This is a genomic window from Klebsiella sp. RIT-PI-d (assembly GCF_001187865.1).
In the GTDB taxonomy this organism is placed as follows: Bacteria; Pseudomonadota; Gammaproteobacteria; order Enterobacterales; family Enterobacteriaceae; genus Superficieibacter.
Genome location: NZ_LGIT01000009.1, coordinates 2,199,524 through 2,223,417, shown reverse-complemented (window position 1 = coordinate 2,223,417; position 23,894 = coordinate 2,199,524). Strand labels below are relative to the sequence as shown.

Annotated in this window: 21 protein-coding genes; 15 read left to right on the top strand and 6 right to left on the bottom strand. The window is 55.0% G+C overall.

The annotated features are described in order from the left end of the window. Positions 1-8: 8 nt before the first annotated feature. Positions 9-1,145, top strand: a complete 1,137-nt coding sequence (locus AC791_RS16695) for a 3-phenylpropionate MFS transporter (protein ID WP_049841519.1) — start codon at positions 9-11, stop codon at positions 1,143-1,145. Here AC791_RS16695 and csiE read toward each other — a convergent pair whose 3' ends face one another. Beyond that, positions 1,146-2,423, bottom strand: coding sequence for a stationary phase inducible protein CsiE (gene csiE / locus AC791_RS16690; protein ID WP_072094376.1), 1,278 nt, complete (start codon positions 2,421-2,423; stop codon positions 1,146-1,148). 202 nt (positions 2,424-2,625) lie between these two features. Here csiE and AC791_RS16685 point away from each other — a divergent pair, with 202 nt between their 5' ends. Together AC791_RS16685 and AC791_RS16680 are read left to right on the top strand one after the other, a co-directional pair. Further along, positions 2,626-3,300, top strand: coding sequence for a DUF1007 family protein (locus AC791_RS16685; protein ID WP_049841517.1), 675 nt, complete (start codon positions 2,626-2,628; stop codon positions 3,298-3,300). Continuing rightward, on the top strand, positions 3,285-4,262 hold the full coding sequence (locus tag AC791_RS16680) for a nickel/cobalt transporter (RefSeq protein ID WP_049841516.1): 978 nt from the start codon (positions 3,285-3,287) through the stop codon (positions 4,260-4,262). The genes AC791_RS16685 and AC791_RS16680 overlap by 16 nt, the downstream gene beginning before the upstream one ends. A 47-nt stretch (positions 4,263-4,309) precedes the next feature. Here AC791_RS16680 and suhB read toward each other — a convergent pair whose 3' ends face one another. After that, entirely contained in the window at positions 4,310-5,113 is an 804-nt protein-coding gene (suhB, locus tag AC791_RS16675) for an inositol-1-monophosphatase (protein WP_049841515.1), read from the bottom strand. A gap of 119 nt (positions 5,114-5,232) precedes the next feature. Here suhB and trmJ point away from each other — a divergent pair, with 119 nt between their 5' ends. The 11 genes from trmJ (at position 5,233) to sseB (ending at position 14,005) form a co-directional block, all read left to right on the top strand. Beyond that, a complete protein-coding gene (gene trmJ, locus AC791_RS16670) occupies positions 5,233-5,964 on the top strand; it encodes a tRNA (cytosine(32)/uridine(32)-2'-O)-methyltransferase TrmJ (RefSeq protein ID WP_049841514.1) in 732 nt (243 codons plus the stop codon). A 222-nt stretch (positions 5,965-6,186) separates the two neighbouring features. Continuing rightward, a complete protein-coding gene (iscR, locus tag AC791_RS16665; RefSeq protein WP_049841513.1) occupies positions 6,187-6,678 on the top strand; it encodes a Fe-S cluster assembly transcriptional regulator IscR in 492 nt (163 codons plus the stop codon). Between the two features lie 143 nt (positions 6,679-6,821). After that, positions 6,822-8,036 carry a cysteine desulfurase gene (gene iscS, locus AC791_RS16660; protein WP_049841512.1) on the top strand — a complete coding sequence of 405 codons (1,215 nt, stop codon included), beginning with the start codon at positions 6,822-6,824 and terminating at the stop codon, positions 8,034-8,036. Between the two features lie 24 nt (positions 8,037-8,060). Next, a complete protein-coding gene (gene iscU / locus AC791_RS16655; protein ID WP_049841511.1) occupies positions 8,061-8,447 on the top strand; it encodes a Fe-S cluster assembly scaffold IscU in 387 nt (128 codons plus the stop codon). Positions 8,448-8,458: 11 nt separating this feature from the next. Then, the gene (gene iscA / locus AC791_RS16650; protein WP_049841510.1) at positions 8,459-8,782 is read left to right on the top strand and encodes an iron-sulfur cluster assembly protein IscA; all 324 of its coding nucleotides are present in this window, start codon (positions 8,459-8,461) and stop codon (positions 8,780-8,782) included. A 77-nt stretch (positions 8,783-8,859) separates the two neighbouring features. Continuing rightward, positions 8,860-9,375 carry a co-chaperone HscB gene (hscB, locus tag AC791_RS16645; RefSeq protein ID WP_049841509.1) on the top strand — a complete coding sequence of 172 codons (516 nt, stop codon included), beginning with the start codon at positions 8,860-8,862 and terminating at the stop codon, positions 9,373-9,375. A gap of 14 nt (positions 9,376-9,389) precedes the next feature. After that, positions 9,390-11,240 carry a Fe-S protein assembly chaperone HscA gene (gene hscA / locus AC791_RS16640; protein WP_049841508.1) on the top strand — a complete coding sequence of 617 codons (1,851 nt, stop codon included), beginning with the start codon at positions 9,390-9,392 and terminating at the stop codon, positions 11,238-11,240. Position 11,241: 1 nt separating this feature from the next. Next, positions 11,242-11,577, top strand: a complete 336-nt coding sequence (gene fdx / locus AC791_RS16635; RefSeq protein WP_049841507.1) for an ISC system 2Fe-2S type ferredoxin — start codon at positions 11,242-11,244, stop codon at positions 11,575-11,577. Between the two features lies 1 nt (position 11,578). Further along, positions 11,579-11,779, top strand: coding sequence for a Fe-S cluster assembly protein IscX (iscX, locus tag AC791_RS16630; RefSeq protein ID WP_049841506.1), 201 nt, complete (start codon positions 11,579-11,581; stop codon positions 11,777-11,779). A gap of 62 nt (positions 11,780-11,841) precedes the next feature. Then, entirely contained in the window at positions 11,842-13,131 is a 1,290-nt protein-coding gene (gene pepB, locus AC791_RS16625; RefSeq protein WP_049841505.1) for an aminopeptidase PepB, read from the top strand. A 97-nt stretch (positions 13,132-13,228) separates the two neighbouring features. Continuing rightward, entirely contained in the window at positions 13,229-14,005 is a 777-nt protein-coding gene (sseB, locus tag AC791_RS16620; protein WP_049841504.1) for an enhanced serine sensitivity protein SseB, read from the top strand. Positions 14,006-14,041: 36 nt separating this feature from the next. Here the strand turns inward: sseB and AC791_RS16615 are convergent, their stop codons facing one another. The 4 genes from AC791_RS16615 to AC791_RS16600 all read right to left on the bottom strand — a co-directional run bounded on the left by AC791_RS16615 (position 14,042) and on the right by AC791_RS16600 (position 18,658). After that, the gene (locus AC791_RS16615; protein WP_049841503.1) at positions 14,042-14,815 is read right to left on the bottom strand and encodes a MurR/RpiR family transcriptional regulator; all 774 of its coding nucleotides are present in this window, start codon (positions 14,813-14,815) and stop codon (positions 14,042-14,044) included. Next, positions 14,815-15,660, bottom strand: a complete 846-nt coding sequence (gene sseA / locus AC791_RS16610; RefSeq protein ID WP_049841502.1) for a 3-mercaptopyruvate sulfurtransferase — start codon at positions 15,658-15,660, stop codon at positions 14,815-14,817. Before sseA ends, AC791_RS16615 begins: the two co-directional genes overlap by 1 nt. A gap of 76 nt (positions 15,661-15,736) precedes the next feature. Next, complete coding sequence (locus tag AC791_RS16605; RefSeq protein ID WP_049841501.1) at positions 15,737-17,101, bottom strand: 6-phospho-alpha-glucosidase; 1,365 nt, start codon at positions 17,099-17,101, stop codon at positions 15,737-15,739. 12 nt (positions 17,102-17,113) lie between these two features. After that, positions 17,114-18,658, bottom strand: coding sequence for a PTS transporter subunit EIIC (locus tag AC791_RS16600; protein WP_049841500.1), 1,545 nt, complete (start codon positions 18,656-18,658; stop codon positions 17,114-17,116). 277 nt (positions 18,659-18,935) lie between these two features. On the opposite strand from AC791_RS16600, the gene AC791_RS16595 reads away from it, so the two are divergent. Then, positions 18,936-23,894 carry an alpha-2-macroglobulin family protein gene (locus AC791_RS16595; RefSeq protein WP_049841499.1) on the top strand — a complete coding sequence of 1,653 codons (4,959 nt, stop codon included), beginning with the start codon at positions 18,936-18,938 and terminating at the stop codon, positions 23,892-23,894.

The window sequence follows — 23,894 nt, the reverse complement described above, 5'->3', positions numbered from 1 at the left end:
AGGGGATTATGGCTCTGCACTCTACGCGCTGGCTGGCGCTCAGTTATTTCACCTACTTTTTTAGCTACGGCATTTTTCTGCCTTTCTGGAGCGTCTGGCTCGAAGGCACCGGCTTAACGCCGGAAACCATCGGTTTACTGCTCGGCTCCGGGCTTATCGCACGTTTTCTCGGCAGTCTGATTATCGCTCCGCGCGTCAGCGATCCCTCCCGCCTGATTCTGGCGCTCCGCGTGCTGGCGCTACTTACGCTGGTGTTTGCCTCAGGCTTCTGGTTTGGCACACACGTCGCCTGGCTGATGGTGGTAATGGTCGGTTTCAATCTCTTTTTCTCGCCGCTGGTTCCGCTTACCGATGCGCTGGCGAACACCTGGCAAAAGCAGATCACCATGGATTATGGCCGCGTGCGGCTGTGGGGATCTATCGCCTTTGTGATTGGCTCTGCACTCACCGGCAAACTGGTCAGTCTCTACAACTATCAGGCCATTCTGGCGCTACTGACGCTGGGTGTGGCCTCAATGCTTATCGGCATGTTACTGCGGCCTTCCGTGATGCCAGCAGGTGAAAAACGGCAGCAGGAAGCGGCCGGATGGGGCGCATGGCGAGGCCTGGTTATGCAGCACTGGCGTTTTTTGGCCTGCGTCTCTTTTTTACAGGGCGCGCATGCCGCCTATTATGGCTTCAGTGCGATTTACTGGCAGGGGGCCGGATACTCGGCCTCTGCGGTTGGCTATTTATGGTCGCTGGGCGTGGTCGCGGAAGTCGTCATATTTGCCCTGAGCAAAAAAGTATTTAGCCGGTTTAGCGCGCGCGATCTCCTGCTACTTTCTGCGGTATGTGGGCTACTGCGCTGGGGAATTATGGGCGCCTCTACAGCGCTACCGTGGCTGATTGTGGCGCAAGTTCTGCACTGTGGTACCTTCACCGTCTGCCATCTGGCGGCAATGCGCTACATCTCAGCCAGACAGGGCGGGGAGGTCATTCGTTTACAGGCGATGTATTCAGCAGTGGCGATGGGCGGCAGTATTGCGGTGATGACTGTTTTTGCCGGTTTCCTGTATCAACATTTTCAGCAGGGCGTTTTCTGGATCATGGCGCTACTGGCATTGCCTGCGATGCTGCTGCGCCCCAGAGTGGCGGCGCAGTAATTACGCTTCCAGCATTTGCTGAATGTGTTCGCGCTGATTCACGCTGAGCGGCTGCTCGGCGTGGATCAGCGGCGGAGAAAACAGCGGCAGTGTAGTGACATAAGGGGTCACCACCAACGTCACTTCTTTAGGCGCCCCCTGTTTCTGGAAAGCGTGAAGGGTCAGATATTTAATATTGAGCGGCAACAGCGTTAACTCACGCAGCTGCAACTCCAGATCCTGCTCCAGTACGGGATCGCCCCCGGTTAGCAACAGCACCTGTTTTTCATGCAGATCGTTTTCCTGCATCAGCCATGCACCGAATATCACCGCAATTAATCCCGCTTCATTGTCGGTAAACTGAAGATCGTAATTCTCTTCCAGACAATGCAGGGCCTCGCGGGTGGTACGCATCAATCGTGGGTAAAGCTGGTTTACCTCTTCCGGCAGGCTGTTATCGATCCCAATGCCGAATACGCTGCGGTCCAGCGCCTGAACCAGATGAATATAAAGTTGGCGGCTTAGCCCCTGTTCATCGCTAAACTGTCGGCCTGCCAGAAGCTGAAAGTTATGAATCAGCTGTCTAATGATAAGGCGCAGGCGGCTATCCTGCTGATGGGCATCGCGCTGCGGGTCCGGCGTTCTTAACACCATAAACAGCAGACTTAAGAAAAGGTGTTCATTGGCATGCAGCGTTTGAGTCACTCTGCGCTGCCAGTGACGGATCACATCGGTTGTCGCCAGATACTCAGCCCGCGCTTCGGTCCACAATTGCTGAGCCGGATTAAACTCGGGCGATAGCCCCAGCTGCTGCTGTAGCAGACAATATTGTAAGTACAGGCGTAAAAAATGCCGATCCCGACACTCAAATTCCCGCTCAAGTCGCCGGGCGCAGAGATTAACCAGCGCCTGCAAATTGGTCTCATCATACAGCGTGCGCGCAACACCCTGAACTTTCATCTGGGTTTTCAGCGCGGGCGTAAAATGCTGTTCGATAAAGTGTGGACACAGGCGCAGCGCACGTCGCAGCCAGTGCAGCAGGCATAATCGCTGGTCAAGAGGCGTGCCTTCAATCCGATAGCTACCGTCAGGTTGCGCATTGATGGTGAGGCGGTAATAACGCTGGATCTCATGATTCGCCTCATCGATATCCTGGCGAGTCACGGCACTCTCTACGTTATTCACTCTGCCTATAGATTCGGCGGTAATAGTATCCCCCGGCAGAGACAACATCAAAAGCACCTGGCAGCGGCGCTGTGGACTGGAAAGCACAGATGGTGGATCGGTAAGTGTCATCATCTGCATGGTTCCAGTTAACGGTTAGGTTCAGGATGGCAGGTAAAGTGCGCGGCGCGCGTTTACCCCTGCACGGTAATCATGTACGTTTCAGGGAGTGTTTATTGACGCCCCTGATGCAACGCGAAGGATTTTGTATAAGAATAGCCAAAGGATCGCAGTGCGAAAGCGCAGCCGGACGTCTTTCCATAAGGAATGCTGGGGAATGTCACAGAATTTTTCACGTAAGAAGCCTGTTCACAACGTTAAAGTGCGCGCCCTGGCGCTCATTTTCACGTTTTTATCACTACCTGTGGCAGCGCACCCCCATAGTTTTATCGCAATGCAAAACCAGGTGATGACCGCAAACGGACAGTTTACCGCCCTCAAAATGCGCTGGACGATGGATGAAATCACCTCAGCCGATCTGCTTTACGATGCGGGCGACGCGAAGCCGGGAGAGGAAATATGGAAAAAGCTGGCGGCAGAAGTGATGGCCAATGTGCTGGGACAGCACTATTTTACCGAGGTCTGGCATAACGGGCAGAAGGTTAAATTCCTTAATCGCCCGTCGGCCTACCAGCTCACCAGAGAGGGGCATAAAGCGGTTCTGACATTCGTTCTGCCGCTGGCAGCGCCGCAACCGTTGGCCGGGCAAACGTATACCTTCTCCACGTTCGATCCCACCTACTTTGTCGATATGCACTACGATGCAGAAAATGATATCACGATGACAAATAACGGCGCGGCTCAGTGCACACTGGCGTTGCATACCCCGCAGCCGGACGAGAAAATGCTGGCTTACGCGCTGTCGCTGGATAAAGAGGACGCACCGCCGGAAGAGATGGATTTGGGTCAACAGTTTGCGCAGAAGGTGACTTTACAATGTCCTCCGGTTTAAATTCAGCCCGTGTCGGGCCTCGCTGGTTTCATCTCTGGCCGCTACTCCTCCTCATCGTTCTGGCGCTCGCCGGAGGGATAGGGCTATGGCATAACTGGCCGCAGATCATGCTGAAAAGCATTATCTGGCAGCGCGACGTCAACCAGCGCATGAGCGGGCTGCTCCAGGCAGTCGCCGTTAATCCAGTGCGTGCGGGCGCGTCACTGCTGCTGTTCAGCTTTATCTATGGGGTGCTGCACGCGCTGGGACCGGGGCACGGTAAAATCGTGATAACCACCTGGCTTGCGACCCATCCTTCCCGACTTAAATCGAGCATTATCCTGACGCTGGCGGCATCGCTGCTTCAGGGGCTGGTGGCGATTGCGCTGGTGACCATTGTCCTTAGCGTGCTGCAATTACCGGCGCGTTCGCTGCATCTCAGCAGCTTCTGGCTTGAGAAAGGGAGTTATGCCCTGGTGGGCGTGCTGGGGCTATTACTGTGCGGCCGGGCGGTAAAAAAGCTGCGTGCTTTGCTGCGCAGGCCGGTATTTACCGCCTTTACGCCGCATCATCACCATCATGCCCATTGCGGCTGTAGCCATCAGCATATTCCTTCACCCGAGCAGCAGGCCGGTGAAGACTGGCGGGCAAGGCTGATGATTGTGGTGTCCATGGGTATGCGTCCCTGCTCGGGAGCTATTATGGTTCTGCTGTTCAGCAAGGTGATCGGCGTATTTAGCTGGGGAATGATTTCTGCGCTGGCAATGGCGGCAGGGACGTCAATAACGATCTCTTCTCTGGCATTACTGGTGCATAGTTTTCGCACGCTGGCAGTCAAAATTAGCGGTAAGAAAGCCCCGGTGCTGTGGCAGCAGATCGGGTGGGCAACGCTGGCTCTGGCGGGCGGCGCGATACTGATTGCCGCTGCGCTAATTATGTGGCTAAGTGCCCAGCCTGTGACGCGTGGACTGCGTCCTTTCTGACTTTTTTGCAGGATTAACGGCCCCAGTAGCAGGGGCCGCACTGGCTGTTAACGCTTCAGCGCTTCGCTCAGTTCATCACGCATATTCGCCAGCATGGCTTTAACCACGCGCGGGTTACCGGCAACGATGTTACCGGTTGTCATATAGTTATGACCGCCGGTGAAATCGCAAACCAGTGCGCCCGCTTCACGTGCCAGCAGTTCGCCTGCGGCGAAATCCCACGGTTTCAGGCCGATTTCAAAGAAACCGTCCACGCGGCCAGCAGCAACATAGGCCAGATCCAGCGCGGCAGAGCCGGTGCGGCGGAAATCTGCACATTCAGTGAACATTTTACCGATGATTTTCATGTAGGCCGGCGCGTGCTGTTTGGCCTTGAACGGGAAGCCCGTCGCAATGATCGTGCCGTCTAAATCGCGAGCAATACTGCCGCGCAGGCGGTAGCCGTTCAGCTGCGCGCCCTGACCACGGGTGGAAGTAAACAATTCATTGCGCATGGGATCGTAAACCACCGCCACTTCAGTGCGGCCTTTAATACGCACGGCGATAGAAACCGCGAAGTGCGGCAGACGTTTGATAAAGTTGGTGGTGCCATCCAGTGGATCGATAACCCATTGAACATCCTGATCTTCGCCAGCGTGCTCACCGCTTTCTTCGGTGATAATGGTGTGTTGCGGGTAAGATTTGCGAATCGTTTCGATAATCAGCGCTTCGGCTGCTTTATCGACGTTAGTTACGAAATCATTGCTGCCTTTCTGGCTGGTTTCAACGGAATCAGGCGTTTCGTAATGTTTGGCAATCAGGTTACCCGCCTTGCGCGCTGCGCGCACGGCGATATTCAGCATTGGATGCATCGGTTACTCTCACTGGATGTTAAAGAACGGGAAAATCGGCGCATATCATATCAGCGAATTCGGATTATGTCTCCGGTTTATGGTAATATGCCTGAATAATCTTTAACCGAAGAAAGACAATGCTGCAAAATATTCGAATTGTGCTGGTAGAAACCTCCCATACGGGCAACATGGGTTCTGTGGCCCGGGCCATGAAAACCATGGGGCTAACTAACTTGTGGCTGGTCAATCCGCTGGTCAAACCTGACTCGCAGGCCATCGCCCTGGCGGCCGGGGCAAGTGATGTGATCGGCAACGCGCATATTGTTGAAACGCTGGATGACGCGCTGGCAGGGTGTAGCCTGGTAGTGGGAACCAGCGCGCGTTCACGTACCCTACCATGGCCGATGCTCGATCCGCGCGAATGCGGGTTGAAAAGCGTGGCGGAAGCGGAACATGCGCCGGTTGCGCTGGTGTTTGGCCGCGAGCGCGTTGGGTTAACTAACGATGAACTGCAAAAATGCCACTATCACGTTGCCATTGCCGCCAATCCGGAATACAGCTCGCTCAATCTGGCGATGGCCGTGCAGGTTATTTCCTACGAAGTCCGCATGGCCTGGCTTGCCACTCAGGCGCAGGAAAAAGCCGAGCCTGTTGAAACCCCGTACCCGCTGGTGGACGATCTGGAACGCTTCTACGGTCACCTGGAACAGACCCTGCTGGCTACCGGCTTCATTCGTGAAAGCCATCCTGGCCAGGTGATGAATAAGCTGCGTCGTCTGTTTACCCGCGCCCGCCCGGAAAGCCAGGAGCTGAATATCCTGCGCGGCGTGCTGGCATCGATTGAGCAAAAGCATAAAGAACAGCCTTAAACGCACCGATGAGACCGGTTGATTGCCGGCCTGATAAGCGCAGCGCCATCCGGCATTATTGTCTCGCCGGGTAAACGCACGGAAGGTGAAATACCTGACTAAAACAGTCAACTAAATAGTTGACCATTTTAGTCGGGAATGTCAGACTTGGCCCTGCTATGTAGTACACCCCGATTTTAATAAAAATGCCCAGGCAGGGCCAGGTTTGAGGTTAAGTAAGACATGAGACTGACATCTAAAGGGCGTTATGCCGTGACCGCAATGCTGGACGTTGCGCTCAACTCCGAATCCGGCCCGGTACCGCTGGCTGATATTTCTGAACGTCAGGGGATCTCCCTTTCTTATCTGGAACAATTGTTCTCCCGTCTACGTAAAAACGGTCTGGTTTCCAGCGTGCGTGGACCGGGCGGTGGCTACCTGTTGGGTAAAGATGCCAGCACCATCGCCGTTGGCGAAGTGATTAGCGCCGTTGATGAGTCCGTCGACGCTACCCGCTGTCAGGGCAAAGGCGGCTGCCAGGGTGGCGATAAATGCCTGACCCATGCGCTGTGGCGCGATCTCAGCGACCGTCTTACCGGTTTCCTGAACAATATTACCCTGGGTGAGCTGGTTAATAATAAGGAAGTGCTTGACGTCTCTGACCGTCAGCAGGCGCTTGACGTGCCGCGTACGGCCCGTTCACAGGATCAGATCAACGTTAAGTTACGCGCCTAATAAAAATTGCCTGCCGCTCAGGTCACCTGAACGGCAGAGTAAAAAAGTTTTCTGAATCAGGCCGGGGCGCTATAGCTCTGCTACCGGTTAATCCGGTTGCCTGGTTCCTTGCATTGATGAGTGATGTACGGAGCTTAAGAGTAATGAAATTACCGATTTATCTCGACTACTCCGCAACCACGCCGGTGGACCCGCGTGTTGCCGAGAAGATGATGCAGTGCCTGACCTTAGACGGGACCTTTGGTAATCCGGCCTCCCGTTCACACCGTTTCGGCTGGCAGGCTGAAGAAGCGGTTGATATCGCCCGTAACCAGATCGCCGATCTGGTCGGTGCCGATCCGCGTGAAATTGTCTTTACCTCTGGTGCGACTGAATCTGACAACCTGGCAATTAAAGGTGCAGCTAACTTTTATCAGAAAAAAGGCAAGCACATCATTACCAGTAAGACCGAGCATAAAGCCGTGCTGGATACCTGCCGCCAGCTGGAGCGTGAAGGGTTTGAGATCACTTACCTGGCTCCGCAGCGCAACGGTATTATTGACCTGAAAGAACTTGAAGCGGCGATGCGTGACGACACTATCCTCGTGTCCATCATGCACGTGAATAACGAAATCGGCGTAGTGCAGGATATCGCGACCATTGGCGATATGTGCCGTGCGCGCGGCATCATCTATCACGTTGATGCGACGCAGAGCGTCGGCAAACTGCCTATTGATCTGAGCCAGCTTAAAGTAGATCTGATGTCTTTCTCCGGCCACAAAATCTATGGCCCGAAAGGCATTGGTGCACTGTACGTGCGTCGTAAACCGCGTATCCGTATCGAAGCGCAGATGCACGGTGGCGGCCACGAGCGCGGTATGCGTTCCGGGACACTGCCTGTTCACCAGATTGTCGGTATGGGTGAAGCGTACCGTATCGCAAAAGAAGAGATGGAAAGCGAGATGGCGCGTCTGCGCACGCTGCGCAACCGTCTGTGGGACGGCGTGAAGGACATGGAAGAAGTGTACCTGAACGGCTCCCTCGAGCAGGGCGCACCAAATATCCTCAACGTCAGCTTTAACTACGTTGAAGGCGAGTCGCTGATTATGGCGCTGAAAGACCTCGCTGTCTCTTCCGGATCTGCCTGTACCTCTGCGAGCCTGGAACCGTCCTACGTGCTGCGCGCGCTGGGAATGACCGACGAGCTGGCACACAGCTCCATTCGTTTCTCTTTAGGTCGTTTTACTACCGAAGAAGAAATTGACTACACCATCAAGCTGGTACGTAACTCCATCGGCCGTCTGCGCGACCTTTCTCCGCTGTGGGAAATGTTCAAGCAGGGCGTGGATATCAACAGCATTGAATGGTCACATCATTAATCGGTAGATAAGAGGAATTTAAGCATGGCATATAGCGAAAAAGTTATTGATCATTACGAGAACCCACGCAACGTTGGCTCTTTTGACAACAGCGACGACAGCGTTGGTAGCGGCATGGTGGGTGCACCGGCCTGTGGTGACGTCATGAAATTGCAGATTAAAGTGAACAACGACGGTATCATTGAAGATGCACGCTTCAAGACCTACGGCTGCGGCTCGGCTATCGCTTCCAGCTCGCTGGTCACTGAGTGGGTGAAAGGTAAATCACTCGACGAAGCGCAGGCAATTAAAAATACCGATATCGCTGATGAGCTCGAACTGCCGCCGGTGAAAATTCACTGTTCGATCCTGGCTGAAGATGCCATTAAAGCGGCCATCGCCGATTATAAAAGTAAACGTGAAGTGAAATAACAGAGGTTTCTATGTCGATTACCCTGAGCGACAGTGCTGCCGCGCGAGTAAATGCTTTCCTGACCAACCGTGGTAAAGGGTTCGGCCTGCGTCTGGGGGTAAGAACCTCCGGCTGTTCTGGCATGGCCTATGTACTGGAATTTGTTGATGAACCGGCAGCAGAAGATACCGTGTTCGAAGACAAAGGCGTAAAAGTCGTGGTCGATGGCAAGAGCCTGCAATTTCTGAACGGCACGCAGCTGGATTTCGTTAAAGAAGGTCTGAACGAAGGGTTTAAATTTACCAACCCGAATGTGAAAGACGAGTGCGGCTGCGGCGAAAGCTTCCACGTTTAATCGCGTATCACCAATGAACCCCACCGCAGTCATTCTGCGCGTGGGGTTTGTTTTAACAGGCTAACCCTAAGATTGTTATGGATTACTTCACTCTTTTTGGTTTACCCGCCCGTTATCCTGTCGATATACAGGCGCTGACCACGCGTTTTCAGGATCTACAGCGTCAGTTTCATCCTGATAAATTTGCCCGCGGCACGCCAGCAGAGCAGCTTGCGGCAGTGCAAAAATCAGCGACGATCAACCAGGCGTGGCAAACCCTGCGCCATCCGCTAATGCGCGCCGAATACTTGCTTTCATTGCACGGTTTTGATCTGGCCAGTGAGCAGCATACCGTAAGCGATACCGCCTTTCTGATGGAACAACTTGAGCTGCGTGAAGCGCTGGATGAGATTGCTCAGGCGAAAGATGAAACGCGTCTTGAAGATCTGATGAAGCGGGTGAAAGAGATGTATAGCGCCCGTCATCAGCAGATGGTTGAACAACTCGATCGCGAAAAGTGGGATACGGCGGCAGACACCGTGCGTAAACTGCGTTTTCTCGATAAACTGCAACGTTCAGCAGAACAACTCGAAGAAAAGCTGCTCGATTTTTAATTTCGGAAGCAATTATGGCCTTATTACAAATTAGTGAGCCAGGTTTAAGTGCCGCACCGCATCAGCGTCGTCTGGCGGCGGGCATTGACTTAGGCACCACCAACTCGCTGGTTGCCACCGTGCGCAGCGGCCAGGCTGAAACGCTCGCCGATCGTCAGGGCCGTCATTTACTGCCGTCTGTGGTGCATTACCAGACTCAGGGGCAGGTCGTCGGTTATGAAGCGCGCGATCGTGCGGCGCAGGACCCGGCGAATACGGTTAGCTCCGTAAAACGCCTGATGGGTCGTTCTCTGGCCGACATCAACGCGCGCTATCCCCATTTGCCGTATCAATTTCAGGCCAGTGAAAACGGTCTGCCGATGATTGTCACTCCCGCCGGCGTGCTTAATCCCGTGCGTATCTCTGCTGACATTCTCAGCGCGCTAAGTGCTCGCGCCAGCGAAGCCCTTCAGGGTGAGCTCGACGGCGTGGTGATTACGGTTCCCGCCTATTTCGATGATGCGCAGCGCCAGGGCACTAAAGATGCCGCGCGTCTGGCGGGTCTGCACGTTCTGCGTTTACTTAACGAACCGACCGCCGCCGCCATTGCGTACGGCCTGGATTCGGGTAAAGAGGGCGTGATTGCGGTCTACGATCTTGGCGGCGGTACCTTTGATATTTCCATCCTGCGCCTGAGTCGTGGCGTATTTGAAGTGCTGGCGACCGGCGGTGATTCCGCGCTTGGCGGTGACGATTTCGATCACCTGCTGGCAGATCATATTCGTGAGCAGGCCAGGCTGCCCGATCGTCAGGATCTGCGCCTGCAACGTCAGCTGCTGGATGCTGCCATCGCCGCGAAAATTGCGCTCAGCGATGCAAATGCAGTCAGCGTTAACGTGGCGGGCTGGCAGGGCGAGATAACCCGCGAGCAGTTCGATACGTTGATCGCCGGACTCGTTAAACGCACGCTGCTTTCCTGCCGCCGGGCGCTTAAAGATGCCGGTGTGCAAGCGGAAGAGGTGCTTGAAGTGGTGATGGTCGGCGGTTCGACGCGCGTCCCACTGGTCCGTGAGCGCGTGGGCGAATTTTTCGGCCGCACGCCGCTGACGTCAATCGATCCCGACAAAGTGGTGGCCATTGGCGCGGCTATTCAGGCCGATATCCTGGTCGGCAATAAGCCGGACAGCGAAATGCTGCTGCTGGACGTGATCCCGCTGTCGCTGGGGCTGGAAACCATGGGCGGACTGGTTGAAAAAGTGATCCCGCGTAATACCACGATCCCGGTGGCCCGCGCGCAGGAATTCACCACCTTCAAAGACGGTCAGACCGCAATGTCCATTCACGTTATGCAGGGTGAACGTGAGCTGGTGCAGGATTGCCGCTCGCTGGCGCGCTTTGCGCTGCGGGGCATTCCGGCGCTTCCGGCAGGCGGGGCGCATATTCGCGTTACCTTCCAGGTCGATGCTGATGGGCTATTAAGCGTCACCGCGATGGAAAAATCGACCGGCGTGGAGTCATCCATTCAGGTTAAACCGTCTTACGGGCTGTCGGACGGTGAGATTGCCAGCATGATCCAGGACTCAATGAGTCACGCCGCACAGGATGTGCAGGCGCGAATGCTGGCAGAGCAAAAAGTCGAAGCCGCACGCGTGCTGGAGAGTTTAACCGGCGCGCTGGCTGCCGATGCCGCGCTGCTAAGCGCCGCAGAGCATCAGGGGATCGAACAGGCTGCCGCTCACCTGCGGGTAGCAGCCGAAGGCGATGACGCTGACGCAATAGAACAAGCCATTAAAAATGTTGACAAGCAAACCCAGGAATTCGCTGCTCGCCGCATGGACCAGTCGGTCCGTAGCGCGCTGAAAGGCCATTCCGTGGACGAGGTTTAATATGCCAAAGATTGTTTTTTTGCCTCATCAGGATCTCTGTCCCGATGGCGCAGTTCTGGAAGCTGAGATCGGCGAAACGATCCTTGACGTTGCCCTGCGCAACGGCATTGAAGTCGAACACGCCTGTGAAAAATCGTGCGCCTGCACCACCTGCCACTGCATCGTGCGTGAAGGTTTTGACTCCCTGGCGGAGAGCACGGAAGATGAAGATGACATGCTGGATAAAGCCTGGGGTCTCGAGCCGGAGAGCCGTTTAGGCTGTCAGGCTCGCGTGACCGGGGACGATCTGGTCGTCGAGATCCCTCGCTATACCATTAACCACGCCCGGGAGCATTGATATGGGACTGAAATGGACCGACAGCCGTGAAATCGGTGAGGCGCTGTACGACAGCCGCCCGGATCTCGATCCGAAAACCGTGCGTTTCACCGACCTGCATCAGTGGATTTGCGAGCTGGAAGAGTTTGATGACAATCCTGAAGCCTCCAGTGAAAAAGTTCTGGAGGCCATTCTGCTCGTCTGGTTAGATGAAGCAGAATAAGTTGTCGGGCTGCCTTCGGGCGGCCCTTTTGCATACATGGGCTAATAAAAAAGGATAACACGATGACCACCGACGCCATGAAAATTACGCTTGCTACCCAGCCTGCCGACGCACGCTGGGGTGAAAAAGCCTCCTACAGTATCAATAACGACGGCATCTCCCTGCACCTGAACGGCAAAGATGATTTAGGCCTGATTCAGCGCGCCGCGCGTAAAATTGATGGCCTGGGCATCAAACATGTTCAACTGGCTGGCGATGGCTGGGACGCAGACCGCAGCTGGGCATTCTGGCAGGGTTATAAAGGACCGAAGGGCAGCCGTAAAGTCGAGTGGGCAGCGCTTGATGCAGCAGAACAGAAAGAGCTGGACAGCCGCCTGAAAATCATCGACTGGGTACGCGATATTATTAATGCCTCAGCTGAAGAAGTCGGGCCTGAGCAACTGGCGCAGCGCGCGGTTGATCTCCTGTCTGGCGTGGCTGCCGAGCGTGTCTCTTACCGCATTACCAAAGGCGAAGATCTGCGCGAGCAGAATTATCTTGGTCTGCATACCGTCGGGCGTGGCTCCGATCGTCAGCCGGTTCTGCTGGCCCTTGATTATAACCCGACGGGCGACAAAAATGCGCCGGTCTACGCCTGCCTTGTCGGCAAAGGGATCACCTTTGACTCTGGCGGTTACAGTATTAAGCAGAGCGCGTTCATGGACTCAATGAAGTCCGATATGGGCGGCGCGGCACTGGTCACCGGGGCGCTGGCCTTTGCGATCCAGCGCGGTCTGAATAAGCGCGTGAAGTTGTATCTGTGCTGCGCAGATAACATGGTCAGCGGCAACGCCTTTAAACTGGGCGACATTATTCATTATCGCAATGGTAAAACTGTTGAAGTGATGAATACCGATGCTGAAGGCCGTCTGGTACTGGCCGATGGCCTGATCGATGCCTCTGCCCAGAAGCCAGAGCTTATCATTGACGCAGCCACTCTGACCGGGGCGGCAAAAACCGCGCTGGGTAACGATTATCATGCGCTGTTCAGCTTTGATGATGCGCTGGCGCAGCGTTTGCTGACCAGTGCGCAGGCAGAAAACGAACCGTTCTGGCGTTTGCCGCTGGCCGAGTTCCACCGCAGCCAGCTGCCGTCGAATTTCGCCGAACTCAACAACACCGGTAGCGCAGCTTATCCGGCAGGCGCAAGTACCGCCGCCGGGTTCCTGTCTCACTTTGTAGAGAATTATCATCAGGGCTGGCTGCATATTGACTGCTCCGCTACTTACCGCAAAGGTGCAGTTGAGCAATGGTCAGCCGGAGCCACCGGTCTTGGCGTGCGTACTCTGGCGAATTTGTTGACCGCCGGATAAGCAACATTGTGGCGGGTGGCTGGTCATTCGCCACCCACAAAACTTACAGACCGGGTAAGCGCTACGCCACCCGGCATTTTTTTGAAGTAGCGAGTTTATGTCCGACATAAAAAATGAATTAGAAACGCTGCTGGAACAGGCCGCCACTGAGCCCGCTTATCGACCCGCCTTTTTTCGCACGCTGCTGGAGTCGACGGTATGGGTGCCAGGCACGGCCGCGGAAAGTGAACAGGTGGTGGCTGATAGCGCACTGGATCTTCAGCACTGGGAAAAAGACGACGGCACGTCTGTTGTGCCGTTCTTTTCTTCATTACAGGCCTTACAGCAGGCCGTCTCAGAAGAACAGGCATTTGTTGTGATGCCGGTGCGCACGCTGTTTGAAATGACGCTCGGCGAAACGCTGTTCCTCAATGCCAAACTGCCCACGGGCAAAGAGTTTACGCCGCGTGAAATCAGCCATCTGATTGCTGAAGAAGGGGATCCGCTGAGTACCCAGCAGGTGCTTGAAGGTGGCACATCGCTGCTGCTATCTGAAGTGGCCGAGCCACCGGCACAGATGATTGACTCCTTAACCGCGCTGTTTAAAACGCTGAAAACGGTGAAGCGGGCTTTTCTGTGTACTGTCAAAGAAAGTGCGGATCAGCAGCCCAACCTGCTGATTGGTATCGAAGCTGAAGGCGATATCGAAGAGATAATTTATGCTGCCGGTAGCGTCGCCACCGATACGCTGCCCGGCGACGAGCCTGTCGATCTGTGTCAGGTCACGGAAGGCGAAAAGGGCATCAGCCACTTTATGCTGGCGCACATTACGCCCTTCTATGAAAAACGCTGGGGCAGTTTCCTGCGCGATTTTAAGCAGAACCGCATCATTTAATTAAGCGCAAACCGTCTGCATAAACAGGCGGTTTTTTTATGTCGTAGCTTCCAGCAAGAGTAAATCGATCAGCAGCACCAGATTCGACTCAAATGAAGTGATCCCGGTGGCTTCTGCCGCGAAGTGTACCGCCTCATCGTATAATGCGAAATGCAGATCGGCGAGGGCCGCAAGGCTGTTAGCCGAGGCGCGAGTGAACGCTACCACCGTCATCCCCACGTTGCGGGCAATTCGCGCTTTATCCAGCACCTGCTCGGTTTCACCGCTGCGGGAAACGGCGATAAACACCTGATAGCGTGCCGCATTGCTGAGAAAAATATTACGACTGTCGCCAGGCCCGGAAATAAATGCCGCTTTCCCCAGCACCTGGAGTCTTTTGGTCAGGTACTCGGCAAACAACCATGAAAAGCCGGCGCCGTACAGAAAGAAGCTCTCTTTGTCGCGCAGCAGGGCGGTAAATTGCCGGCGTTTTTCGGCATTGACCCAGCGAAAGGTCTGCTGATAGTTAGCCATAAAATGCGCAAACAGTTCTGGCACATTATCGTGGCTTTCAGGAGCGGCAGGGCGGATGTACGGCGTGTCAGACAGAAGATGTTTACAGTGCCAGATAAACTCGCTGTAGCCGCTAAAACCCAGTTTCTGGCACAACCGCACCACGGTGGCAGTGGAAACCCAGCTTCTTTTTGCCAGCTCCCGGACGGTAAGCTCTCCCACCAGCAAAGGATGCTCCGTCAAATAGGCCAAAGCACGATATTCCGCACGAGTGAGAAGCTCCCCGCGCGAAAGAAGAGGCGCCAGGCGGTTATCCATTATGGCGCAGGTTCAATTGGCAAATCCGCACGCGCGCCCCATTCGCTCCACGAGCCATCGTACAGCTTAACATCGTTAACCCCAAGCGTAGCCAGCGCCAGCACCACTACTGCTGCCGTCACGCCGGAGCCACAACTGGCAATAATCGGTTGCTGTATGTCGACACCCTGACCGGCAAAAATCTCGCTCAGTTCATCGGTGGTTTTTAACTCGCCATTAACCACCAGATCGGTCCACGCAACATTGTATGCGCCGGGAATATGTCCGCGTTTCAGGCCGGGCCGCGGTTCATCGGCCTGGGCATTAAACCGTGCGGCTGGGCGAGCATCCACCAGCTGGGCCGTTCGCTCGTGGCTGACCAGCATAACATCGGTCAGACGTTTAACCGCCTCGCGATCGAACTCGACATCAAAATCGCCCTCTGGCTGCTCATTATTGCCGGACTCGAGCGGGAGATCGTCACGCAGCCAGCCAACCAGGCCACCTGCCAGTATTGAGACGCGCTGCGCGCCAAAAGTACGCAGCATCCACCACGCGCGCGGGGCAGAGAAAAGATTACCGTCGTCATACACGACCAGATGTTTATTTTTATGAATGCCCAGCTCGCGCATGGCGACGGCAAAGGCTTCAGGGCGCGGGAGCATGTGGGGCAGGGGGCTGGTGCGATCGGAGAGAGCTTCAATATCAAATAAAATCGCGCCGGGAAGGTGTCCGGCGCGATACTCTTCAGGCACGTCGCGGTCGATGACGCCAGTCGGGGCCATACGCGCATCAATAATCTGGATTTCCGGGTCCGTAGCGTGCTCGGTCAGCCAGTCGGCTGCAACAAAAAATGAGGTGGACATACTTGCCTCCGTCGTATTCATCATCCCTGAATTGTCGGTGTTTTTTCGCCCCCCGACAAGCAAGCCCACGGCGAAATTATTTGATCGCCTCCCCATTTTGCCAGGCTTTTTGCAACTGTGGCCAGTAATCGCGGTTGGCTTCAATCATATCATCAAGGATCGATTTCGCGTGCTGCATGGTCGGAACGGTACGGTTTAAGGTAAAGGCCTGGAGCGCTTTCTCATAGCTTCCCTCAAGGGTCGCTTCGACCAGCAATTGTTCAGAGGCCAGCTGTTGCATAAGCAGCGTTTGATGAAACAGCGGCACCGCGCCCATTCTGACCGGCTCGGGCCCTTCACTGGTGATGTACGCCGGAACTTCCACCATCGCATCATAAGGCAGATTGGCAATCGCCCCTTTATTCTCGACGATCACCAAATGGCGCTGGCGCAGGTCAAAAGCCAGCGAACAGGCAACATCAACAATGAACGCGCCGTGAACGCCAACGTGAAAGGCATCCGGCAGGATCCCGCTGCGTTTGTACTCTTCAGCCGCAGCAAACAGTTTTTTCTCCCGTCCGTCCATTACTTCATTGGCGCGGGTATAATTCGGATCCTGATGCGCGACGATATCGTCGGGCATCAAATAATATTGCAGGTAAGGATTTGGCAGATAATCCGGGAACAGATCCATCACTGGTTTAATATTGCGCCAGGTTTTGACCCATGATGGATCGGCGTGCTGCGGATCGGTCTGGGCAGCATCTTCCGTCAGCAGTCCGAAACGGGCAATATGGCGGCGCAGTTCAGGCAGCCGATCTTCACCATCCACCCGCACGCGGGTGAACCAGCCAAAATGATTAAGGCCGAAGTAATCTACCTGTAATTTATGTCGGTCAACGCCGAGGATCGCCCCCATATTGCGCATCGCGGCCACCGGCATATCGCAAATATTCAGTACGCGCGCATCGGGGCGCAGACGGCGTACGCCTTCAGCGACTATCGCCGCGGGATTGGAATAATTAACAATCCAGGCTTTTTTGTCCGCATAGCGCTCAGCCATGTCGATCAGTTCGACCATGGGTAAAATCGTGCGCAGACCGTAGGCCAGCCCGCCCGGACCACAGGTTTCCTGGCCCACTACGCCGTGCTTAAGCGGGATTTTTTCATCCTGCTCACGCATTTTGTACTGCCCGACCCGCATCTGGGCAAAAATAAAATGTGCGCCGTTAAATGCCGTTTGCGGATCGCCGGTGACGGTAAATTTTATTGATGCGCTGTGATCGCGAATAACCTTTTCGACCACCGGTGCAAGCGTATTCTGCCGGGCTTCATCAATATCGTAGAGGCGAATTTCAGCCAGCGGAAAATCATCCAGCCGCATCATCAGGCTTTTGACAATACCGGGCGTATAAGTACTGCCACCGCCGGCGATGGCTAAAATAAATGGGGGTTTGAACATTTTCTGCCTCCTTCAGAGCACCGATTCAACGGCCTCTCGCATTTTTTTAACATGCAGCCCGTAGACCACCTGAACATTATTGCCCTGTCTGATAACCGCCTTTGCGCCGGTGGCTTTCAGTCGCGGTTCATCAATTAACGCGAGGTCGTTGACCGTGACCCGCAGGCGGGTATAGCAGTTGTCGACAGCCTCAATATTGCCTCGTCCGCCCAGCCCGGCGATGATTGCCTCGCCCAGCCCGTCATTTTGGCCCTTCGCCTGGTACTCCTGTTTGCTGTACAGACGCGTTTGCTCGTCTTCCTCCTCACGGCCCGGCGTTTTCATATCGAAACGGCGGATGAGAAAGCGGAAGACCACAAAATAGAGCACCGACATGATAAGTCCGACCACGATGTACATCGGCCAGTTGGATTTCTCCGTACCCAGCGGCAGGTTGTAGAGCACAAAATCAATAATGCCGTTGGCGCCAATCGCATGAACGCCCAGCAGGTAAAACAACATCATGCCAATACCGGTGAGCACCGCGTGGACGATAAATAACATCGGAGCAATAAACAGGAAGGAAAACTCAATAGGTTCGGTGACGCCCACCAACATTGAGGTAAGCGCCGCAGGGATCAAAATGGCTTTGGCCGCGGCTTTACGCTCTGGTTTCGCAGTAACATACATCGCCAGCGCGGCCGCCGGCAGGCCGAACATTTTACTGATGCCGCGGGCGTCCCATACCACCGTGCTGCTAAGCTGTTTCACTTCAGGACAGGCCATTTCGGCAAAATAGATGTTACGTGCACCCTGATAAACCGTGCCGCAGACGTCAGATGTTCCGCCCAGTTCGGTATATAAAAACGGGGTGTAAACCAGATGATGCAGGCCCGTAGGGACTAAAATACGCTCCAGAAAACCATAAATGGCGACGCCAAAAGCGCCTGAGCTTTTGATAACCAATGCCAGGGTGCTAATACCCTGCTGCGCAAATGGCCACAGCTCACTCATCACTACGCCGAGAATAATAGATACCGGCAGCATGATAATGGCGACAAAACAGTGGCCGGAATAAATCGCCATCGCGCCGGAAAATTGCACCCCGGAATAGCGGTTATACAGATAACCTGAAAGCGCGCCGGTGAGGATGCCAGCAAACACACCCATCTCCAGAACCTGAACACCCAGTACGCTGCTCTGCCCGGCAGCGCGCATCTGATCGACAGGTGCCAGCGCGCCCTGCAGTTGCAATGTAACATTCATGGCATTGATAAAAACCACGAAGGTCACCAGGCCTATTAGTGCAGCGTAGCCTTTATCTCGCGACGCCAGCCCAATGGGTATCCCTACCGCAAAAACTAAGGCGAGATTGACCAGCACTGATACCGCAGATTTAGCAATCAGCTGACCGAGATTTTGGATCAGAGGGTGGCCTAAAAAAGGCAGGTATTCGGCCAGGTTGCCGTTACCCAATACATTACCAAAAGCAATGAATAGCCCGACGATAGGTAAAATCAGCACCGGGCCGTAAAGCGATTTGCCGAAGTTTTGTAGGGCGTTAACGGCTCGTTTCATGCTATTCCCTCTGTTGATGAACCGCGCGCAAAATGGCGTTTAAGTGACTAATCTGGCAGCAGAATGCGCGATAATCCATCTATCCAGTTGTTTTAAAAACAAATGACGCATGATGTAACATGTTACTTTTCAGAGTGTGAGCGATGTAACAACTTGCAACGGTGAAAAATATCTTGCGATAAAGATTCAACAACCATTATTGGGGCTGTTGTATTCCTGAAAGTCGCGCATAATATTGTCAACCGTGATTGACGGCTTTTTGGCCAGGGATTCAAAAATGAAACAGTTCCGCCTGACAACATTAGCGCTTACGCTGGTGGCCGCCTTCAGCCTTGCTGGATGCGATGACAATACTAAACCTCAGGCGGCAGCCCAGGCGGCGCCTGCATCTGCCCCGGCGCAGGCGAAAACCACGCCGGCAAAGCCTGACGCTGAACAAATCAAAAAAATGACAGCGCAAAGCCAGGGAAAAGCACTGAACCTGCTGGATGCCTCCGAAGTTCAGCTGGAAGGTGCGGCCACGCTGGTCCTGACCTTCTCTATTCCGCTCGATCCCGAACAGGATTTTTCGCGCACCGTCCATCTGGTCGACAAGAAGGAGGGCAAAGTTGACGGTGCATGGGAGCTGGCCCCCAATCTGAAAGAGCTGCGGCTGCGCCATCTCGAGCCTAACCGCAACCTCGTACTGACCGTTGACAGCGGGGTAACGGCCCTGAATAAAGCCACGTTCGGGCAGTCATTCGAGAAAGCCATAACCACACGTAATATTCAGCCTTCCGTCGGGTTTGCCAGCCGCGGTTCGCTGCTGCCGGGCAAAGTCGTTGAAGGGCTGCCGGTGATGGCGCTGAACGTCAATAACATCGATATCAATTTCTTTCGCGTTAAGCCCGAATCGCTGGCGGCCTTTGTCAGCCAGTGGGAGTACCGTAGTTCACTCTCCAACTGGGAATCTGACGAACTGCTAAAAATGGCGGACCTGGTCTATACCGGGCGTTTTGATCTTAATCCGGCCAAAAATACCCAGGAAAAGCTAATGTTGCCGCTGGGTGACATCAAACCGTTGCAGCAGGCAGGCGTGTATATCGCCGTGATGAATCAGGCCGGGCATTACAGTTACAGTAATGCCGCCACGCTTTTTACCCTCAGCGACATTGGTCTTTCGACTCACCGCTACCACAATCGCCTGGAAGTCTTTACCCAGAGCCTGGAAAACGGGGCGTTACAGTCGGGTGTTGATGTCACATTGCTCAATGAAAAAGGGCAGACGCTGGCGCAGGCGACCAGCGACAGCCATGGGCGTACCACGTTACAAAGCGATAAGCCCGGCGCACTGCTGCTGGCACGTAAAGACGGGCAGACCACTTTATTGGATCTCAACCTGCCAGCGCTCGATCTGGCAGAGTTCAAAATTGCCGGCGATCCGGGCTACAGCAAACAATTTTTCATGTTTGGTCCACGCGATCTCTATCGTCCGGGCGAAACGGTGATCCTCAACGGTCTTCTGCGCGACAGCAACGGCAAGGCGCTGGCCGATCAGCCGGTTAAGCTTGAGGTCATCAAACCTGACGGACAGGTGATCCGCACTGTGGTCAGTAAGGCAGAAAACGGCCTCTATCGCTTTACCTATCCGCTTGAAAGCAGCGCGACAACCGGCATGTGGCATATTCGTGCTAATACCGGCGATAACCAGCCGCGCCTGTGGGATTTTAACGTCGAAGATTTTATGCCTGAGCGCATGGCGCTGAATTTGACCGCGCAAAAAACGCCGCTGGCGCCGGCTGATAGCGTTAACTTTGATGTCGTTGGCTACTATCTGTATGGCGCACCGGCCGCCAGCAATACGCTCCAGGGCAAATTATTCTTGCGCCCGCTGCGTGAAGCCGTTGACGCGTTGCCGGGCTTCCAGTTCGGTAATATTAGTGAGGATAATCTCTCGCGTACGCTGGACGAAGTTAATCTGAAGCTCGATGCTAAAGGCCGTGGACAGGTCAGTGCGGATAGCCAGTGGCAGGAGGCGCACTCACCTCTGCAGGTCCTGCTACAGGCCAGCCTGCTGGAGTCTGGTGGTCGTCCGGTGACCCGTCGTGCTGAACAGGCCATCTGGCCTGCGGATACGCTGCCGGGTATTCGCCCGCAGTTTGCCAGCAAAGCGGTATATGACTACCGTACCGATGCCACCGTCAATCAGCCGGTCGTTGAAGAAAACAGCAACGCCGCGTTCGATATTGTCTATGCCAATGCGCAGGGGCAGAAAAAAGCCGTTTCCGGTCTACAGGTTCGCCTTATTCGCGAGCGCCGCGACTATTTCTGGAACTGGTCTGAAAACGAGGGCTGGGAATCGCAGTTCGATCAAAAAGATCTGGTGGAAGGGGAGCAATCATTAGATCTGGCGGCGGATGCTACCGGAAAAGTCAGCTTCCCGGTTGAATGGGGCTCCTACCGTCTGGAAGTTAAAGCGCCAAATGACACGGTCAGCAGCGTACGCTTCTGGGCCGGGTACAGCTGGCAGGATAACAGCGACGGTACTGGCGCTGCACGTCCGGATCGCGTGACGATGAAGCTCGACAAAGCATTCTATAAACCGGGCGACACGCTTAAACTGCACGTGGCCGCGCCGGCGGCGGGTAAGGGTTATGCAATGGTTGAATCCAGCGAGGGCCCGCTCTGGTGGCAGGAAATTGACGTTCCTGCCGAAGGTATGGATCTCTCAATTCCAGTGGATAAAAACTGGAACCGTCACGATCTCTACCTGAGCACGCTGGTGGTCCGCCCCGGCGATAAATCCCGCTCAGCGACGCCAAAACGCGCCGTAGGCATTTTGCATTTGCCGATGGGCGATGAAAGCCGCCGTCTGAATATTACGCTGGATAGCCCGCAAAAAATGCGCCCCGAGCAGCCGCTGACGGTAAAAGTGAAGGCGAGTGTGAAAGAGGGCGCGCTGCCGAAACAGGTTAACGTCCTGCTCTCTGCCGTGGACAGCGGCGTACTGAATATCACCGATTACGTGACGCCCGATCCGTGGAAAGCTTTCTTTGGTCAGAAACGCTACGGGGCCGATATTTACGATATCTATGGCCAGGTTATTGAAGGCCAGGGACGTCTTGCCAGCCTGCGATTCGGTGGGGATGGTGACGAATTAAACCGGGGTGGTAAGCCGCCGGTTAATCACGTCAACATTATTGCCCAGCAGGCGCAGCCGGTCGTTCTTGATGCTAACGGTGAAGGGACTGTAACCCTGCCCATTGGTGACTTTAACGGTGAGCTTCGGGTAATGGCGCAGGCCTGGACCGCTGAAGATTTCGGCAGCAGCGAAGAAAAAGTGGTGGTTGCTGCCCCGGTGATTGCTGAACTGAACATGCCGCGCTTTATTGCCGGCGGTGACTCTTCACGTTTGACTCTGGATATCACCAACCTGACTGACCAGCCGCAAACTCTCAATGTTGCCCTGAAAGCCAGCGGCTTACTGACCCTCGAAGGTTCGCAACCGGAGCCGCTGAAAATTGCGCCGGGCGTACGTGTCACCCTGTTTGTGCCGGTCAGCGCTCAGGACGGTTACGGTGATGGCGAAATTAATGCCACCATCAGCGGTGTTAACCTGCCTGGTGAAAATCTGCCGCCGGTACAGAAACAGTGGAAGCTGGGCGTGCGTCCGGCGTTTCCTGCCCGCACGGTAAATCTTGGCGCTATGCTTCAGGCCGGTGAAAGCTGGCAGATACCTGCTAATGCACTGCAGAATATGTCGCCTGCAACCCTGCAGGGGCAGCTGATGCTGAGCGGCAAGCCGCCGTTGAATCTGGCGCGCTACATCCGCGAACTGAAGGCCTATCCTTACGGTTGCCTTGAGCAAACCACCAGCGGGTTGTTCCCGTCACTGTATACCAGTGCCGCGCAGCTTAGCGCGCTGGGCATTAAAGGCGATAGCGATGAGCAGCGCCGCGCGGCCATTGATCTCGGCATTTCCCGACTGCTGCAAATGCAGCGTGAAGACGGCGGCTTTGCGCTGTGGAGTAAAGACGGTCAGGAAGAGTACTGGCTGACAGCCTACGTAATGGATTTCCTGGTTCGCGCCAGTGAGCAGGGCTACAGCGTGCCGCCTGATGCCATGAGTAAAGGCAATAACCGTCTTCTGCGTTATCTTCAGGAGCCGGGATTAATGACCATTCGCTACAGCGATAACACGCAGGCAAGCCGTTTTGCCGCTCAGGCTTATGCCGGGCTGGTACTGGCTCGTCAGCAAAAAGCACCGCTGGGCGCACTGCGTGAAATCTGGGATCGTCACCAGCAGGCGGCGTCCGGACTGCCGCTGTTGCAGCTTAGTATTGCTCTAAAAGCCATGGGCGATGCGCCACGTAGCGAACAGGCGCTCACGCTGGCGATGAGTACTCCGCGTGCCAGCGATCGCGTCTGGGTTGCCGACTACGGTAGCGTGCTGCGTGATAACGCTCTGATGCTGACGTTGCTAAAAGAAAATAACCTGCTGCCGGATCGGCAAAATCGCTTACTAACGTCGCTTTCGGAAGAGGCATTTAGCCAACGCTGGTTGTCGACCCAGGAAACCAATGCGCTGTTCCTGGCTGCGCGCGGACTGCAGGATCTGCCGGGTAACTGGCAGGCCCAAACCTCTCTTGAGGCGCAGCCGCTGAGTGCAGGCAAAGCGCAGGTGCGTAACGTGGATGCCGACCAGCTGTCAGCGCTCCAGGTGACCAACACCGGTAGCCAGCCGCTGTGGCTGCGCCTTGACAGTACCGGCTATCCTGAATATGCCCCTGCACCGTCAAGCAATGTGCTGCATATTGAGCGTCATCTCTATGACACCAAAGGGCAGACAAAATCGCTCAATGCTCTGCGCAGTGGCGATCTGGTGCTGGTTCAGCTTGAAGTGACTGCCAGCCAGAATGTGCCGGATGCGCTGGTTGTCGATCTGCTTCCTGCCGGACTTGAACTGGAAAACCAGAATCTCGCTAACAGCAGCGCCAGTCTTGATGACAACGCTACGGAAATTCAGGCGCTGGTGACTCAGATGCAGCAGTCAGATATTCAGCACGTTGAGTTCCGCGACGATCGCTTCGTGGCCGCCGTTGCCGTCAACGAAGGGCAGCCCGTGACGCTGGTGTATTTGGCACGTGCCGTCACCCCGGGTACCTATCAGCTGCCTGCACCGCAGGTAGAATCCATGTATGTTCCGCAGTGGCGCGCTACCGGAACGACGACCGGACCGCTGATCGTTACGCCATAA